The 17784-nt window shown below is 35.4% G+C and carries 14 protein-coding genes; 9 read left to right on the top strand and 5 right to left on the bottom strand.

Annotated features, from left to right (window positions below):
- Window positions 1-30 precede the first annotated feature (30 nt).
- From AAEZ18_RS07745 to AAEZ18_RS07735, 3 genes are all read right to left on the bottom strand, one after another.
- A complete protein-coding gene (locus AAEZ18_RS07745; protein ID WP_350594341.1) occupies window positions 31-1062 on the bottom strand; it encodes a DEAD/DEAH box helicase family protein in 1032 nt (343 codons plus the stop codon).
- Window positions 1047-2612 (bottom strand): ATP-dependent nuclease, encoded by a 1566-nt coding sequence (locus AAEZ18_RS07740; RefSeq protein ID WP_350594343.1) that lies wholly within the window; start codon window positions 2610-2612, stop codon window positions 1047-1049. Before AAEZ18_RS07740 ends, AAEZ18_RS07745 begins: the two co-directional genes overlap by 16 nt.
- A gap of 123 nt (window positions 2613-2735) precedes the next feature.
- Window positions 2736-4325, bottom strand: a complete 1590-nt coding sequence (locus AAEZ18_RS07735; protein WP_350594345.1) for a hypothetical protein — start codon at window positions 4323-4325, stop codon at window positions 2736-2738.
- A 141-nt stretch (window positions 4326-4466) separates the two neighbouring features.
- Here AAEZ18_RS07735 and AAEZ18_RS07730 point away from each other — a divergent pair, with 141 nt between their 5' ends.
- On the top strand, window positions 4467-4766 hold the full coding sequence (locus AAEZ18_RS07730; RefSeq protein ID WP_029774222.1) for a helix-turn-helix domain-containing protein: 300 nt from the start codon (window positions 4467-4469) through the stop codon (window positions 4764-4766).
- A gap of 135 nt (window positions 4767-4901) precedes the next feature.
- Here the strand turns inward: AAEZ18_RS07730 and AAEZ18_RS07725 are convergent, their stop codons facing one another.
- Window positions 4902-5579: a DNA-methyltransferase gene (locus AAEZ18_RS07725; RefSeq protein ID WP_290211479.1), complete on the bottom strand. Its 678-nt coding sequence runs from the start codon at window positions 5577-5579 to the stop codon at window positions 4902-4904.
- A gap of 13 nt (window positions 5580-5592) precedes the next feature.
- On the bottom strand, window positions 5593-5871 hold the full coding sequence (locus tag AAEZ18_RS07720) for a hypothetical protein (protein WP_350594349.1): 279 nt from the start codon (window positions 5869-5871) through the stop codon (window positions 5593-5595).
- Window positions 5872-6085: 214 nt separating this feature from the next.
- On the opposite strand from AAEZ18_RS07720, the gene AAEZ18_RS07715 reads away from it, so the two are divergent.
- The 8 genes from AAEZ18_RS07715 to AAEZ18_RS07680 all read left to right on the top strand — a co-directional run bounded on the left by AAEZ18_RS07715 (window position 6086) and on the right by AAEZ18_RS07680 (window position 17425).
- On the top strand, window positions 6086-7261 hold the full coding sequence (locus AAEZ18_RS07715) for a TniQ family protein (protein ID WP_350594351.1): 1176 nt from the start codon (window positions 6086-6088) through the stop codon (window positions 7259-7261).
- Window positions 7262-7264: 3 nt separating this feature from the next.
- Window positions 7265-9316, top strand: a complete 2052-nt coding sequence (locus AAEZ18_RS07710) for a type I-F CRISPR-associated protein Csy2 (protein ID WP_350594353.1) — start codon at window positions 7265-7267, stop codon at window positions 9314-9316.
- Window positions 9316-10344 carry a type I-F CRISPR-associated protein Csy3 gene (gene csy3 / locus AAEZ18_RS07705; RefSeq protein ID WP_350594354.1) on the top strand — a complete coding sequence of 343 codons (1029 nt, stop codon included), beginning with the start codon at window positions 9316-9318 and terminating at the stop codon, window positions 10342-10344. The genes AAEZ18_RS07710 and csy3 overlap by 1 nt, the downstream gene beginning before the upstream one ends.
- Window positions 10341-10943 carry a type I-F CRISPR-associated endoribonuclease Cas6/Csy4 gene (gene cas6f, locus AAEZ18_RS07700; RefSeq protein ID WP_350594357.1) on the top strand — a complete coding sequence of 201 codons (603 nt, stop codon included), beginning with the start codon at window positions 10341-10343 and terminating at the stop codon, window positions 10941-10943. Before csy3 ends, cas6f begins: the two co-directional genes overlap by 4 nt.
- Window positions 10944-11869: 926 nt before the next feature.
- Window positions 11870-12088 carry a hypothetical protein gene (locus AAEZ18_RS07695; protein ID WP_350594359.1) on the top strand — a complete coding sequence of 73 codons (219 nt, stop codon included), beginning with the start codon at window positions 11870-11872 and terminating at the stop codon, window positions 12086-12088.
- 745 nt (window positions 12089-12833) lie between these two features.
- Window positions 12834-13832, top strand: a complete 999-nt coding sequence (locus AAEZ18_RS07690) for a hypothetical protein (protein ID WP_350594361.1) — start codon at window positions 12834-12836, stop codon at window positions 13830-13832.
- Window positions 13833-13968: 136 nt separating this feature from the next.
- Entirely contained in the window at window positions 13969-15945 is a 1977-nt protein-coding gene (locus AAEZ18_RS07685; RefSeq protein ID WP_350594362.1) for an ATP-binding protein, read from the top strand.
- 136 nt (window positions 15946-16081) lie between these two features.
- Window positions 16082-17425: a hypothetical protein gene (locus AAEZ18_RS07680; RefSeq protein WP_350594363.1), complete on the top strand. Its 1344-nt coding sequence runs from the start codon at window positions 16082-16084 to the stop codon at window positions 17423-17425.
- The last annotated feature ends 359 nt before the right edge of the window (window positions 17426-17784 follow it).

Below are 17784 nucleotides of genomic sequence, written 5' to 3'. Positions count from 1 at the left end.
TGACTTACAGAACTCATAGTTATTTGGATACTAATTTTTCATATACTTAATAAGTTTTTCAGGAATAAAATAAATATTATGCTTAGCCCTAGTACATGCGACATAAAGCTTGTTCTTGGTCTGAGGTTTTAACTCTTCAAGCTTCCCATTTTCAAACAATTTTAGTGTTGTTGGATTCAAAATGATGCAAATATTTTCGAAACAATCTAGCCCTTTAGTAGCTCCCCAATTTTCTGTGTATCCCTTATATTTTCTACTATCTTGGTAAAAAAGTTTAGCAGTGTCTGGGCAACTCATTATTTCGATAGCTTGATTTTTACATTCAATAAACTCAATGTTGGTCTGGTCACTTCGATGAGAATCGATGTGTATAGATAGATTTTCACTAACAAAACTACACACTATAGGGCTACAACGGTGGCTCTTAGAAAGTAACTCTTCATCGACTACGTAACCAACTTTAGCAAATTTTGCTTTATATTTGTCATAGCAATCATGGAGCGACTTATTAACGTTTCCATCCCTAGAGGTATCAAATGTATGCTGATAAAAGTCCCCAACAAATAATTGGTTTATATTTGCTGGAAAAATGCTTAATAAAAAGTTGAAATCGTGCCCTGCAAAATCTTGGACTTCATCAACGCAAATACTATCAAAATACTTTTCTATGCGCTTGATAACTTCATCATTGATACTAAGCTGTTCTATTAGTTTTGCAATGCGATTGGAGTACAATCTACTATGGCTATCGATATAGAACCTAGGATCATTCCGTTTCATCTTTAAGGTATTAAATGGAGGGACATGCCAATTGATACCTTTAGTTTTGAGCTCGTGACCATATAGAGGCCTAAAACAAAATGAATATACGAATTGAAAATATGAATACACTTTAATTCCGGAAGGAATTTCACCAAACTTTTGCAATATCCTATGCTTCAGGTTCGATAAATTGTTATCTGTATAAGTTAGTATCAGAGTTTTGGAGTCACTCTCTAACCCATTTATTATGTGGCTTGTTTTACCTGAGCCAGCGACAGCAAAAACTACTCGTTTATCCATTGGAAAGCTCTTTCTATATAGTCAGGTATTATAATTTGGTCTGCTTTTTTATCTAGTAATTCAAATGCACAGTCAGCTTTATTTTTCAGCATATACTCTTGTACTGACAGTGTTTTTCGATCAGCGAGCCAAAGCTCATCACAAACTTCTCGATTTAAGTCGTAAAGGCAGATCTCAAATGTACTGCTGGTATTAACAGCATCATAAAAAACACCAATGTTATCTGCCACATAGCCGAGATAGCTATCAATACAATTCGTTTGATAGTCGCCATCATTGTCACGTATCACAGCGGTTCTTATTCCCAAAACTTTTGCTATGTCCAAATACCTTTTAAAACTTGTACCACCAACTGAGATAACATGAATGTCGTCAGCTTCTAATGAAGAGTCTGTTACCAATGAATAAAATGAGTCCAAAAGAATGTATTCAGCATCGCCCTCTACTAATATGACTTTCGCTGATAGTATGAATTCTAAAACATTATTATCAGGTGCTTTCATAAAAAATTTAGCTGTATCTTCTGGCAAGTCCCTCATTGTAAGAGGCTCAGGAGAAGAACTATTGAGGAGTATTGAGTTACGTAAATTTAATCTCGTACTTATTAAGCTATTATGAGTAGCAACAAAAATTTGTTTAGCATGTGACTCTGATATTCTATGGACCAACCTTTTCATATTCGTATGACTAAGATGGTTTTCTGGCTCTTCTAACAATAATACGTCTAGTGGTTTATCTGCATCATGCTCTCTTAATGCAAACTCTGTTTTGATAAAGCACTGTCTGCCTTTTCCTTTATTTTCGATGGGAACGCCATCTTCAACAATATTTAGATCTGTCTCTAGGTTTGATTTAGTACTAGATCTAATCGAAAACTGGTATTCATCAAGTTTGTCATTAATTGACTTAAGGTTTGTTTCTTTAAAAGCTACTTTTTGTTGGCGGTACTCATTTTTCAACTTTATTCTCGCTGTTTGCTCGACAAAGTTGTCATATACTGCTTTTATATATTCTTTGGTTGCATAGTCATTGTTTATCTGTGAGCTATCTAATGCTAGAAATTTTAAGAATTTTCGATAGCCCGAATATGCTTGGCCTGAAAAAGTTGCAAAATTAACAACGTAATATTCATAAGGGAAGTTACTTGCTTCTTGAGCTAAAACTTCTGATATTTCATGTGTTAACTCTTCATTTGGCTCACATGTTAAAACCAGCCCGTCGCAAGCAACACCTTCAGAATTAACTTTCCCATTTAAGTGAGGATTATTTTGTTCATTTAAGTATAGCTCTATACGTAACGTGGGAAGGTTTGCAATGCTTTTATCTGAATCTAAAAATTCATTAATAATTTGCTTATTAAATAAGTTATCAATCCCTATTGAGTCGATTTTGGATTTACTACCACTTAAAACAAGCTCAATAGCTGTGAGTAGACTACTTTTTCCAGCTTCATTATCGCCTATTAATAAATTAATTTCTTCAGTAAATTGAACTTCAAAATTTGAGAATCTCTTAAAGTTAAATAGCTTAATTTTTTCAATGATCTTCATAGCATCCCTGTTTCTATTCATTTCATAAGAAGTACTAAATCATTGTGCAAAATAGCCAGCTAATTAGCAAGTGGTAGGTTTTAAGCCTATAAATTTAAATATTCACAAAGCATTTTCATATAGTTAATTTTTTGCAGGCAGCATTTGTATTTTCAAATCGTACTTGCGTACAAAATAATTGGATTCTTTTACTACTGCTAGCTTTTCCTCAAAAAATGATAAGCAAGTATTTATAATGCTTTCAGGCTTTAGTAAGCGCTCTAATTTACCTGAAACATTCATTTTCTCTGCTTGCTCGACAAAGAGATTGTAATTATGGGAAAGTGGAAATTCGTTTTTTAGTAGCTCAAATATGTATTTTGTATCTATGGGGGTATTGATTGGATAGCTGTCAATAAACTCTGCTAACTTACTAAATATTAATATATACCAGCGATCAAACATCCAAAGTTGAGGGTGTGTATTATTTGTTTTTAATAAAGCCGGATACTTGGGTTTTTTAACATTATAATCTTCGTTGGAAGCCATATCGCTTTGTGAAGCAAGCCAGATTTTCCATTTTGGGTAATCATTTGAAAAATATCTATCTTGTTCTAATGCATAAACGTCAGCATAGTTTGTTACGTGCTCTATAAACTTATACTTTTTTAGTTGTTCTTCTTTTTCAGCAATTGCTATAAATTTGGCTCTTTCTAAAGCCGAGTCTGGTGGTGTAAAGTTAAGCCATTCGAACTTAAATCGTTTTGATTTTTTTATTCGACCTACGATGATTTGGCCTGAGTCTTTTTTGAGGATATCGGGGGTATCATGTTGAAATAAAAGGGCAACATTTAACACTCGTTCTTGATTAGAGTTATTAAGAGCTACGCATTTCAATAGTAAAAAATGTTCATGCTCTGCTTCAAGTAAAACTTCTTTAAAATGTATACTTTTACTTTTTACTACTTGGGCAGATAAATCGTAATTTTTACCATTGATATTATGGTTAAATCCAATGTTGTGGCTGGGTATTTTTAATCGTTGTCGCTTTTTTAAGTTATCAAATTTACGTAGAGCTTGTTTTCTTGACTCTTCAATTTGTTGTCGAATTTTTTTATTCATTTCTATTTGGTTGAGTTCAACTTTTTGATTAATCTCTTCTCTTAATTGATCCTCACACCAACCAAATAACCAATTAGACGTATCATCATTATGCTTAAGAGCACAATTTACATCAGCATAATCCGAATCAATATAAACTGATAAATCATACTCTAAGGAAGCGAGCTTTTCTTCACGATAAAAGTTAATTTTCTCTGCTGAGCAAGGCGATGTTACCTTAATTTCAACTAATAAATCACCGACATCAGTTTCTAACTTCACATCGGCGATATATTTGTTATGAATGCTATATTCAAGTTTTGCAGAGTTAATAAAGGCTTTTCTACTAGGTTCAGTTTTACTGTAACCTCGATGATAAATGGTAATTTCTGGAAGGTTTATTGTTTTAGCCGTTAAAAAATATTCTTGAGCGTACCGATGCAAAGCTGTCATTAAGCATGTTCTAGACTCTTCTTTTGTAGTATGAGCAAATGAGTACGCTTTTATTTTTCCGCCATTGCGTGCAATTAAAGGGTCATTACATGCGATGCAAAAACAGTTACATGCTTTACCATTTTTGACATTATTTATTAAAACAATCTTACCAGAAGCATCACTAGCAAAAACAAGCATAAAATTCCTTTTAACTCATAAATATATAGTTTAAGACATTACTAATTAAGTGTATATTTAAAAACTAAAATATCCTTAGTACACTTTCAGGTTGAATACTAAGAGAATCTTAGCAGGATGTAATTAACAGCTAAGGTTCATATGGAAACCCCAATACCTCCACGTCTAAAATCTGCAAGAAAAGCAGCTGGACTTACCCAGCAGCAGCTTGGCATGGTTTTAGGTTTGGAGCCAAACACGGCTAGTGCACGCATGAACCAATACGAAAAAGGCAAACATGCCCCAGATTTTTTAACCATGAAACGCATTGCTAAAGAGCTAGATGTGCCAGTAGCTTATTTTTATTGTGAAGAAGATGATCTAGCTGAGCTAATACGTGTTATTGGGAAACTGACAGAAGAAGAGCAAAAAGAATTATTAAGTACTTTGGGTTCAAAATAAGGTTGATGGAAATGAGTTTTAACACATATTTAATAATAAACATTGAAAAATGAAATGGAAAAGCCATCTAAAATTGAGGATTAGCCAGAGTTGTGAGCTGCATCGGATCTAACAACTCTGGTAAAGATCGTGAACTTAAATCTTTTCAGCTGACTTAGATTGGTTATTTCGACCTTTTAGATGCAAATGGGCAGATTCTGAAATATCACATCCGATAGCTTGTCGATTTAAGTTATTGGCAGCTACTAAAGTAGCTCCTGAGCCAAAAAAAGGATCGATGATGATTTCATTTTCCTTACTGCTTTGAGAGATAAGCGTTTCAATTAACTTAACTGGTTTTTCAGTAGGGTAGCCCCTATATACTCTTTTACAAGTGAGGATGTCTGGCACGCTTAGATCATTTAACTTGCGCTTACCTTTCTCGAAAAAAAGAATATATTCGTGTCTGGCTCTGTAATGATAACCCATTCCGATAGTTACTTTATCCCAAATTATTGGCTTCCAAAACTTGAAACCTACTTTTTCAGCTATTGGCTTAATATAAAACATTGTTTCTTGATCGCAGAATAGATAAAAATGCGAACCTTTTTTAAGTACTCTGTAAATTTCTATTAGTAGTTCTTCAAAGCGATTATTTGGAAATATGTCGAACCATTGATTGCTTGACGATTTACTTACTTTTAGGCGAGTGGTGGTTCCTATTTTTCGATGTTTTTCTAATGATTCGTAGGGTGGGTCAGTAATTAAAAGATCAACACTTTCGGTTGAAAGTGTTGATAACCAATTTACCGCATCATCTTTAAATACTTGCATTAAATCTCTTTAGTTAAAGTGTGCTGCATAATCGGCCATTGTGTGAGCTTTTTGATGCTGTCCCCTTCGGTAAATGGCGGCAATCTATACAATAGCTTTGGAAACCATCGGGGTTTTGTGACGATTTACGTGCGGGAGTTTTACCAAATGAGTTAGGGTAATAATGAAATACGTGTTCCGAACCATTTGCATCAGAGCAATGAGGGCAAGATTTAAATCTTTGTCCTGTAATTTGGTCAGCCTTTATGATCATTCCACTATTGAGTGCTTTATTACAGCAGTTACAAGCCATAAGAATCTCCTTATAAGTTAGCTTTGTATTTTTAAATTTGAGTTTTTATTGTGTTACTGGCTATTAATACATCCTTTAGAAATGGCGTAACACTTTCTACAGTATCAGATATTGTACTTTTGTGAAGTACGAATGATTAAACGATAATTATTTTTTGACTATCTAATTTATTTAGCCTAAACCTAAACTAAGATTTTCTTAGTTTAGGTTGGCGATGCATTTTTTAGTTCAAACAAAACCTTACCCAGATGAGGCGCTTGAAAGCTATTTACTAAGGCTTGCAAGAGATAACTCATACGATGGTTATAGTGAGCTTGCTGATATTTTGTGGCAATGGCTTGCAGAGCAAGATCATGAGCTTGAAGGTGCGTTGCCGTTGGAGCTTAGTAAGGTTGATGTTTATCATGCTAGGCAAGCGAGCAGCTTTAGAATAAGAGCGCTAAAGTTGGTTGGTAAGTTAGCTGATGTAAACGCTGGTGACATTCTTGCGCTTGCATGGCGGCGCAGTAACTTTAAATTTGGCAACTTAGCAGCAGTAAGTCGAAATGAACTGACTATTCCCCTTGAGCTACTTCGCACTGATAACATACCTGTTTGCATTAAATGCTTGTCTGAATCTTCATGTATTCCTTTTTATTGGCATTTAAAGCCCTATAAAGCGTGCCATAAGCATAAAGCACAATTAACTACACGTTGTAAAGAGTGCCATAACTTAATTGATTACAGAGCTTCTGAGGCGTTTTTAGAGTGTGGTTGTGGTTATAAACTAACCAATAGTGAAAAATTAAATGATGCAGACTTTAAAATTGCAATTGCTCTTGCAGGTAATAACAGCCAAAAAATAGTTGGGTTAATATCTTGGTTTGCGAAGGTTAAGCAACTTGATGTAAGTGATGTTGATTTTAACCGTGCTTTTGTTAATTACTTTAGTACTTGGCCTGAAGGCTTTACAGCTGAATTAGATATACTCACAAATAATGCGCGTCTCAAGCAACTTAACCCTTTTAATAAAACTAAGTTCAACTCTGTTTATGGAAATGTGATCCGTGATGGTCAAATAGCTGCAATAAGTAACCGTAAAAACAAAGTACTTGATGAGATTATTAATTATTTTGTCGAATTAGTTGATAGTAACCCTAAAGCTAAACATCCAAATATTGCAGATGTACTGCTTTGTACTTTTGATGCCGCAGTATTATTAAACACCACCACAGAGCAAGTTTACAGGCTTCATCAAGAAGGCTTTTTAAACTGCGCTTATCCACAAAAAAAGCACGAACAGCTCAGAGCTGATAGCCATGTATTTTATTTACGCCAAGTTATTGAGTTACAGCAAGCATTCGCTGCTGAAAAACCTCAAACAAAAAAACAATTTATAGCGCCGTGGTAACTTATGAACTTACAAGATGCATTTGCAATTGAATCATTAAAAGAAAAAACCACAGCACTTAGAAAGTTGTTTGCTCCATACATGCCTCATGTTGCGGCAGATGGCTTTGAGGAACAAGCGCTGACTGTGCTCATTAATCTAGTTTATAAGCGAAGTGAAATTGATGATTTAACAAGTACAAGAACCGCTAAAAGTGTATTACGTGATGAAGTGTTACTAAGTAAATGTATTAACGAAGTTAAATGGTTTCATACTCATAATTTAAAATATCCTGATATACGCGTAAGTCATCAACGTTTAATTAGTAAGGTAGTAAGTGAAGATATTGCGGGTATTTGTAGCCGGTCATTACCATTAAGTTTTGGATGGTCGCACAACAGTGCTGAAATTAATCATGCAAAGCTATTTTTAACCTCGTTTAATTGGCAAGGCGAAGTAACTTGTTTAGCAAAGTTATTAATAACTGAAGAGCCTGTTTGGATTAATTTAATAAGAGCATATGGGTTTACTAACAAGGCGGTTTTTGACATCGCGGTTAAAATAAAACAACAGTTGCCAGTGGCAGAGCTCCCTTTAGAAGTAAGTTCTTTTTCACCACAATTACAAATGCCATTTCAGCAAAGCTACCTTGCGGTTACGCCTGTAGTAAGCCACGCAATGCTAGCTAAAATTCAGCAATTAACAACAGATCGTAAGTTAAACTTTGGTTTAGTTGAGCACTCAAGGCCAGCCAATGTAGGCGATTTAGCAAGCTCAGTAGGCGGCAATATAAGAGTGCTGCGTTACTTTCCTAAAACAAATTCAAAGGCTATTAACCGCTCTAAAGTAGTCAATAATGATATTGAGAAAACATTTAAAATTCGTGCGCTATTAAGTAGTCAATTTCAACAGGCGCTTTTGGTATTGGTTGGTATTAAACAGTTTAATACGTTAAGGCAAAAGCGATTAGCGCGAGTTGCGGCTATTAGGCAAGTACGTGTTAGCTTGCAGTTGTGGCTTGATAACATTCTGGAAGCTAAAAATAACGCTCAAGAGCAAGCTTACCCTGAGTGGGCAAAGCATTACTTAGATCAGAGTATTACTAACTGTATTAGCCAATTTAGTAACATACTAAATGAGAGCCTTGGTAATTTAAGTAAGTTCAAACGCTTTGCGTATCACCCTGATTTAATGGGGCTGTTTAAAACGCAGTTAAACTATGTGTTTACTCACTGTGCTGCTGAAGAGGAAACATTAACTGATGAGCAAATAGTGTATGTACATTGCCAAGATATGCGAGTGTTTGATGCTGAGGCAATGGCTAACCCGTATATTCAAGGCATGCCGTCACTTACTGCTTTAAATGGGCTTGCTCATAACTTTGAGCGTAAGCTAAAAAACTTTATAGACCCTTCAATTAAGTGTATCGGCAGTGCTATTTACATTGAAAGCTATCAGCTACATACAGGTAAACCATTACCTGAGCCAAGTAAGTTAAAACAAGTTACAGGGCGTAGTCATGTAATAAGGTCAGGTATTATTGATAAACCTAAATGCGATATAACACTCGATTTAATATTTAGGCTTTTTGTACCAAATACTGAGCTGTTAGATAAGTTAAATAGTCAGCTTATAAAGCCCGCACTACCATCTACGTTTGCAGGCGGCACTATGCATCCACCTTCGTTGTATCAAAATATAGACTGGTGCCATTTACATACTACACCGAGTGAGCTGTTTAAAAATATAAAGGCAAAATCGTTAAATGGCAGTTGGTTGTACCCTTCAAAAAAAGTAGTCAAAAGTTTTGAACAATTGATACATGCGCTTAACGGTAACTTTAATTTAAGACCCGCTGCAATTGGCTTTGCTGCGCTTGAAGAACCCGTAAAGCGAGATGCAGCATTACATGAATACCATTGTTATGCTGAGCCCGTAATTGGGTTGTTAGAGTGTGTTAGCAATACATCAGTTAAGTACGCAGGCGCTAAGCAGTTCTTTCATGACGCATTTTGGGTTCTGGATGTTCAAAAAGAGTCTATGCTTATGAAAAAGTCTAAGTTTGAGTATGAATAATGCAATTACCTCGGCACTTAAGTTACACGCGCTCACTCTCACCCAGTAAAGCGGTTTTTTTTTATAAAACACCGGAGTCTGATTTTGAACCGCTACAAATAGAGCAAAATAAATTAGTTGGGCAAAAGTCAGGGTTTGGCGATGCGTATCAAAAGCAAAATGTGGCTAAAAATTTAGCGCCACAAGATCTCGCGTTTGGAAACCCACAAACAATTGATGTGTGTTACGTGCCTCCAACAGTAAATGAGCTATTTTGCCGTTTTTCACTCAGGGTTGAGGCTAATAGCATTGAGCCTCATGTTTGTGATGATCCTAAAGTTATTTATTGGTTAAAACGTTTTTTTGAAACCTATAAAAAGCACAATGGCCTTAATGAAGTTGCAACTCGCTACGCTAAAAATATACTGATGGGCAACTGGCTTTGGCGTAATCGTCAATCACCGAATGTTGATATTGAAATACTTACTGAACATGCAGCCCCGATCATCGTTGAAGGTATACAAAAGCTAAAGTGGCAGGGCAATTGGCAAAATAATCAAACAGCACTAATAACATTATCAGAAATTATTCAAGAAGGGCTTAGCAACCCTCAAAGCTACTGCTATTTAGATATAACCGCCAAAATTAAAAATGCATTTAGCCAGGAGGTTCACCCAAGTCAAAAGTTTGTAGATGCTGTTGAACAGGGCATGTCATCTAAACAACTTGCGTACACCCAAGTGGGCGATAAAAAAGCAGCAAGTTTAAACTCACAAAAAGTAGGGGCTGCTATCCAAACTATCGATGATTGGTACGAGGGAGGCTACAAACCTTTACGCACTCACGAGTATGGCGCAGATAAGCAAATATTAGTTGCACACAGAACACCTAAGAGCCATTCAGACTTTTATTCATTACTCCCGCGCATTGCTTTGCATATTAAACACATGGAAAAGCATGGTTTAGAGCAAGGTGAAGAATCAGACGCAGTTCACTTTATTGCGGCAGTGCTGATCAAAGGTGGCTTGTTTCAAAGGAGTAAAGGTTGAAGCGCTATTATTTTACTATTACTTATTTACCTAAAAATTGTGATGTAAGCCTTCTTGCTGGGCGTTGTATTGGTATTTTGCATGGGTTTATGAGTTCACGCGAAATAAGTAATATTGGTGTGTGCTTTCCTAAATGGAATGAGCAAACAATAGGTAATGAAGTAGCGTTTGTATCGACAGATAAGAAGCAATTAATCAATCTATCTCAGCAAAGCTATTTTGAGATGATGGCTCATGATAAGTTATTTGGCTTATCAAAAATACTCGAAGTACCAGCAAACCAAAGCGAAGTCATGTTTGTTCGCAACCAATCAGTAGCCAAAGCATTTGTAGGTGAAAAGCAAAGGCGATTAAAACGAGCTAAAAAGCGAGCTGAAGCTAGAGGCGAGGTTTACAATCCTGAATACCAATTTGAGGCAAAAGTCATAGACCACTTTCATTCAATACCTGTATCAAGTAAAGGCAACGGGGAAAATTTTATACTTCACATACAAAAAATTGAAAATACTAATGCAATAGAAAATCAATTTAATAATTATGGCTTTGCTACAAATCAAACATTGCAAGGTACTGTTCCTTCTTTGAATACCCTTTTTTAATAGTTATAAAAGACTCTTCTTATTTTCAATGAGTTATCTGATTGATTAAAAATAAGGGTAAATAATTTAAATACGTTTAACAGTTTGGTATTTATATAAATTTAAACTATTTTTTATAGTGAACTGCCGAGTAGGCAGCTGGAAATGTTAAGCATAAATAAGTTCTAAACAGCAACCCGTGAACTGCCGAGTAGGCAGCTGGAAATAGGCCCGGAAGAAAACAACCACAACTTGTGACTTTTAACTGCCGAAAAGGCAGAGGCTAAGTAGAGAACCCAGTTAACGCTGGGATCTTTCCAAGCTTTGTAACCATGTATAAGGCTGTTAACAACGTTACTAACCAACCTTTAAGGTGGTTTAGATCTAAATTGCAAGGATCATCCATTTAGTCATTAATGCATCGTTAAATGTCTTCAAAGTAGTCCATACAAGCTGCCCAAGTTTGTTCTCAAACACACTGCGAAAACTGGCTTGGCGCTTTGCGCAAGTTTAGACAACTGTCAATTACTCATTAGCAAAGCGTTACCTGTTGCTAATGTATGTACGGGGCGAAATTCGTAATATTCCCATAAATTTCTTATTGATGCATACAGGTTCTCTCGCTTTAGTTTTCAAGTTTTCAGATGCTTACCAAAATCTAAACCTACTTAAATTGAGGTTTTTAATTAATAAATCTTAGTTTATGTATCATACCTTGAAGGAATTAAACAATTCAGAAGCTGTCGAAAATTCTAGATTCAAAGAATAAACTTTTTAAAAAAGGTAATAAAGTTAGGCTATTATTTATTATTTATTCGATTAAGTGAGGAGAGGGAATGACCAAAAAGTATAAACCAGATGGGTGGGTTGTTCTAACATTTCGATCAATGAATGATAAACCCTGCTATGTCTTATTTTGTTCATGGAGAGATGACGAGGCTTGGAGAGTGAGTTCAGGCTCAATGGTTTTACCTCACCTATCACCGTGTGAAAAATACTGGATATGGCCCCAAATATCAGGCTCTACTTATGAACTCCTTGTTGATGAAGAAAATGGCTACACCTTTTATACTGGCGCGGTTTTAGACGATTTGCTAGCAAAAGGATACCGTGATGGCACACAGTTAATGCGCACAACACTTAAAGAACTTATGAAAGATAAATAAGGAGCTGTGTGCCTTCTGGTATTTAAGCATATACTGTCTATTTTCTCACTTGCGAAAATAATAGGCCCTTTATAACGGTAGATATTTAAGGCTATAAGTGGTTATAGGTAAAGAATATCATGCAGTCAATGTTATCAGTTCTACAATAAAAGCTAATCGATGATTACATTAAAAGCTAATAAATGAATTCAGTAAAAGCTAATAAATGAATTCAGTAAAAGCTAATAAATGAATTCAGTAAAAGCTAACGGTATTACTATGAACCAAGTGTCATAAAAACTTGCACACTCTCTAGAGCAATTAAAACTATTGCAAGTGGACTTCCCAGCTTTCACTAGACACCGGCTTATAGTCTTAAAGTACAAAGCGGAAGTAAACTTCCGGTTTGTAAGTCTGTATTGTTATATTTCGGAAGCAAACTTCCGTTTCTAAGGCCTAAAAGATAGTTATCGGAAATATACTTCTGCTTTTTGATAGCGCTAACCTAGATAGCTATATGAACAACTTTTCGGGGTCTTACTTGAGCGAATAGCGGTCATTCAGGTGAGTCGTCTTTAACTTAGTAAGAATAAGAGGACACTTTCCTCTTTTTTACATATTTATATAAGCTACAGAAAGCATAATATTTATAGCTGGCAATAGCTTACACTATTTGCTATTAATATAAGTTCATTAAATAAGGATGTTTTCGCGCTAGAATAGGGAAAGTATCCTCTGATAAAGTTGTTAAATTTAATAGGATAATATGCGTAGATTTTCAGATTTTCTTTCTCGAGGCGAATGGACAGGTATCGGAGTAATAGTTGCAATAATTGCGTTATTGAGTAGTTTTTACTATTCAAGTAGCCCAGATCCTGTTGAAAACTCAGTATCTAATCCCGTTGTAAAAAGAAAAGTTGTGCCTATTGATATTCCGAACGTCGATATTCAATCTAGAGAGCAAGAGCCTAAGAAGCAAGAATTAAATGTATTTCCATCATTAACTTCTTTAGTACGAGCAATCAATTCCTCGAAACAAGACAACCTAGATGAAGTATATAACTCACTAATTATATTATTAGAAAGATCTAACTCAAGCAGGAACCTAATTGATTTAGTATCTCGTTGGAAGGAACCCTTGATGACTAAGGACGTAGGGGACGGCTACATCATTAGCACTATCGATCAATATAAAATTGATGGTTTTATATTGTATTTAGATAAAGAGACCCAAGGGTTACTCTCTGCATTTTATGATTTTGGTTTAGGTATAAAAGCAGTTAAAGTCTATACGACGCACTTAGAATCACCTCAATATATTCTTGCTGTTAAATACATGACTCAAAGTGGGACTGGTTTTTACGGAGAATCAGTCAAATATTACGGGATTCAAGGGCGCCACATGGAATTAGCTTTGGAGAAACCATATTATGAATATCTGGATGGGTCGTGGGGAGCATATAAATCTAATGTTCTTTTCGAGCAGAGTAGCAGTCTTAATATTAGCGCCTCTAGTATTAAGCTCATTTCCAGTGGTCGCTTATTTTACACGAAAAAAACAGGTGACGAAGTACAAGTAGAACTACCCGATGAAGAGTATGTTTGGGATTCTCATCAATCTAAATTCAAGCAGACTGCTGGGCGCTTAACTTCTGAAAATAAAACAATGTCAGGCATGTATGCTGATTATGCCGAGCCAAACGGAGATTGGTTTGAAGCTCCTAAGGGCACTGATGATAAAGGGTTTAAAAAAGAGTCGTGGTAAATTAAATTTAAAAAGGCACTTAAACGGAACTAAAACAGTGGGTTAGGTTTCGCTTCGCTACACATTACAACCCACAATTTAAGTCCGCTTAGTGCGGCGTTATACCTCTAGTGTTTTATTCAAATTTGGAAGTTAAATGGAAAATTTAATTAAAGTAGAAGTAAAAAAGGATCATTTGGATAAAGTCTCTCGAGCACCAGTTTTAAGTGCTTTGACTGAGCTAGTTTGGAATGCTTTTGATGCTGACGCGGATTTAGTGCAAGTTACAATAGATCGTACTGATTTTGGGTTAAAAGCAATCCATATAAAAGATGATGGAATGGGAATTGCCCATAAAGACTCTAAAAAGCTATTTAGTTCCCTTGGTGGTTCATGGAAAGGGCAAAAAGGGGTTTCACCTAAAGGACGCTTCTTACATGGTAAAGAAGGTCAAGGTAGGTTTAAATCATTTGCTATAGGAAGGATGGTTGAATGGAATACGTCTTTCTTTGATGGTCAGAATACCCTTTCATACACAATGAAAGGTAAAGCTGATAACAAAGGTATATTTTACCCAACATCCCCCCAAATTAGCGGTAACCAATCTACAGGAACAACCGTTTCAATATACGAACCGCACAAAGAGTTTACATCTATAAATAAAGAGCGACTGCTTGAGTATTTTTCATCAGTTTTTGCCATATACCTATCACAATACAAATCAATTAAGCTTTATGTTGATAGCGGATTGGTTAATCCAGAGAGCCAAATAAAACACAAAACTATTCTTCCTTTAGATAATGTGCTATTTGATAATGTTGAGTATCAGTATGAATTACAGATTATAGAGTGGAACTGCAATACCGCTAATGAGGTTCAGCTTTGTAATAACAATGGCTTCCCACTGTTACCTTATGAAAAAAATATTCGAGGAACAGGTGATTTTTCATATACAGCTTACTTAAAATCAGGACATATTAGTAAACTAAATACAATTGGGACATTGGGGCTTGGTGATTTAGAACCCTCCTTATCCAAACCTATTGAAACAGCAATATCAGCGTTAAAAAATCACTTCATGATGCGCCGAATTGAATTGTCTGCAGATAAAATCGAAAAATGGAAAAACGAAAATGTTTACCCATATTCAAATGTCTTAAGTGGTCCAATTGAAGAAGCTGAAAGACAAGTTTTTGATATTTTAGCTTTAAATATTAGTGAGCAAATACCAGAATTTGACAGATCAGATATCAAACTTAAAAAGTTTCAGTTTAGATTGCTAAAACAAATAGTTGGCTCTAATCCTGATGACTTGCATATCATTTTAACTGAAGTTCTCAACTTGACGAAGGGTAAGCAATCAGAGCTTGCTGAGTTACTAAAAGAAGCATCTCTATCATCAATAATCAGTGCATCTAAGGTCGTATCCGATCGCTTGAAATTTGTAACTGGGTTAGAAGAGATACTTTTTCATCCAGAGAAAAAGAAAGTTCTAAAAGAGCGAACGCAGCTACATAAAATTCTTGCAGAAAATACTTGGGTTTTTGGCGATGAGTTTTCATTAACTGTTAACGATCAATCTCTCAGTGAAGTTCTTAAAGTACACTTGAATAAAAAACGAGTAGATATACAGCTTGATAAACCAGTTAAGAGAGTCGATGGCCGAGTGGGTATTGTCGATTTAATGTTGACTCGAAGCATTGGGAAAAATCATTCTGATGAAAGAGAACATTTAGTTGTTGAACTCAAAGCACCTAAAGTAAAAATAGGGCAGGATGAAATAAATCAAATTGAATCATATGCATTCGCTGTTGCTGAAGATGAACGGTTCAAGCATCTAAAGACAAAATGGAATTTTTGGGTTATATCCAATGATCTCGATGCATATGCAAAGAGACGGCTAAAACAAGATAATAAAGGGAAAGGAATCATCTATGATGCTGATGGTGTCACTATTTGGGTGAAAACTTGGGGCGAACTGATTCAAGAGTGTAAACATAGATTAGAGTTTTTGAGGGAACAATTAGATATTAATATTGATAATTCTGATGGTCTAAAGTACTTACAGGAATCATACTCTGAATACACTAAAGATGTCGTATTAACTCACGAAAGCGAAGAGGTCGAGGTATAATAAATCGCTAAAAGTGAAGGGAAAATAGTAGCTTGTGCTCTTCCCTCGCTAATTTTAGCCAACAATTTTTCGCCCGTTAGCGAAGCGTTATACCTTTATAGGCGTTGAGTCTCAGAAATAGATATAAGATATTAAAATGAATCCATTAGAACGCAAGATAGGACGATCGAGGACAATAGCTTCTCTGCCTAATTACACTACAGCAGGCTCTTATTGCTTTTTTAGTCAATGTATATTTTTAAATAGCCTTACAGCGAAAGATTTACCAAATGCTACTCAGTTAAAGCTTGAAGAAGCAGATGATCATGTACAAATTCTTAAATTTGCACCACTACTTCATCATGAGGCAAAGCACTGGTTTGATGCTCATAGTACTTTGTGGGGATTAAAAATAATTCAACAAATATACTCAGGTAGAAGTGATCTTTATGAAGCAGAAAAATTGGGTATAAGTACACCTCTAAATCACTTTGATAAACAAATGAAACTTCGTGATGCAATCGAGTTTATAAAATACCCGAGTTATTATAATACTCAAAACTCGCAAGCTAATACCTCCAGCCCTTGGCAGTATAGATTTTCTAGTGGATTATTATTCTCAAAATCTGGAATGCCTAGCGATAGACCTATTTTCTTTACTCGGTTCTTGAATGTCGAACAAGAATTAATAGCAAGAGTACCTTTTAGTTTGTGTGCGATGTTGGAAGCTTCAGCTGTTGCTCAAGAATTGAACTCTAAAGTAATAATTATTGATTCAATTAAAAACCCAGTATCAAAGGCTCTTGAAAGTAAAAAGCTTGCTGAAAATTCTTATAAAGAACTATATGATGAAAACTTAGTTGAATATTCCGTCGTAGCACATAAGGTTGCAAATGCATTTTCGATAGTCGACCCTATTGAAGCGTACGGTTTGTCGGCAAAATTAGTACGTTTCATCTTGAATCTACCTCAAGAAGTTTTACATCGATTAAAACCGAAGGTGCTACTCTCTCAGCAATTTTCTGCATTTTACGAAGCTTATTCAAATGCTGTTAAGTACCAAGATCAAGGTGCATTATTCCCGTTTTTCGTTGATGTATTGTTTTCTAATTTTCAATTAAAAGGTATAGACGTCAGAGCTGAGAACTTAGACAGTTTATTAAATGAACTTTGTTCCAAAAATGTTGGTTTAACTTTATCTGAAATAGATGACTTAACACACACCGAATTAGCTGAAATTTGCAAGCCTGTAGGGTTTGAGCTAGAAAGTGGTTATGTGAATTCAGTATTATCGCAAGGCTTAGAGTTATATAAAGATCTCGGACTGATTGGAAATAGCTTTATTGATATAGCAGGCAGTAAAGTTCCTGACTTTGTACTTGGAGATAATACGTATTTTAGTTCTTCCGGAACCTCAATGGATGAATTTGAGGCAAGATACTTCTCCATGACTGACTATTATGAACAATTACAAGAATTTGCAAAAGCATGTATTGTTTGATTCTAAGCTTTTTAAGGTATAACAATGCCTTAATGTAGGATTCGCAGCAGTTTGCTGTGTTCCGCTTCGCTTCACATTTTAGGCAACTACTACTTACCGCTTAAGGTGGCGTTACCAATGTCAGCAATTGGCACATAGCAGTCAACTAAACTTGGCAGTATTTTTATGAGACTAGCTTTATAATGCTTATATTTGGTAACTTTATGCCATTATAAGCTTCAATATTATGCCAAGTTATACTTCACTTGCGGCGCTGTGGGTCAATAAAAGCAAGTGAGGTTATGTCAACTTATACTTCAAACAACATTGGGTGTTACAAATTTAATTTAATATACTTCATAAACATATCCTTTTTAAAT

The sequence above is a fragment of the Pseudoalteromonas sp. 19-MNA-CIBAN-0066 genome, assembly GCF_040308705.1.
GTDB lineage: Bacteria > Pseudomonadota > Gammaproteobacteria > Enterobacterales > Alteromonadaceae > Pseudoalteromonas > Pseudoalteromonas nigrifaciens.
This window is presented reverse-complemented; position numbering and strand designations above follow the sequence as displayed.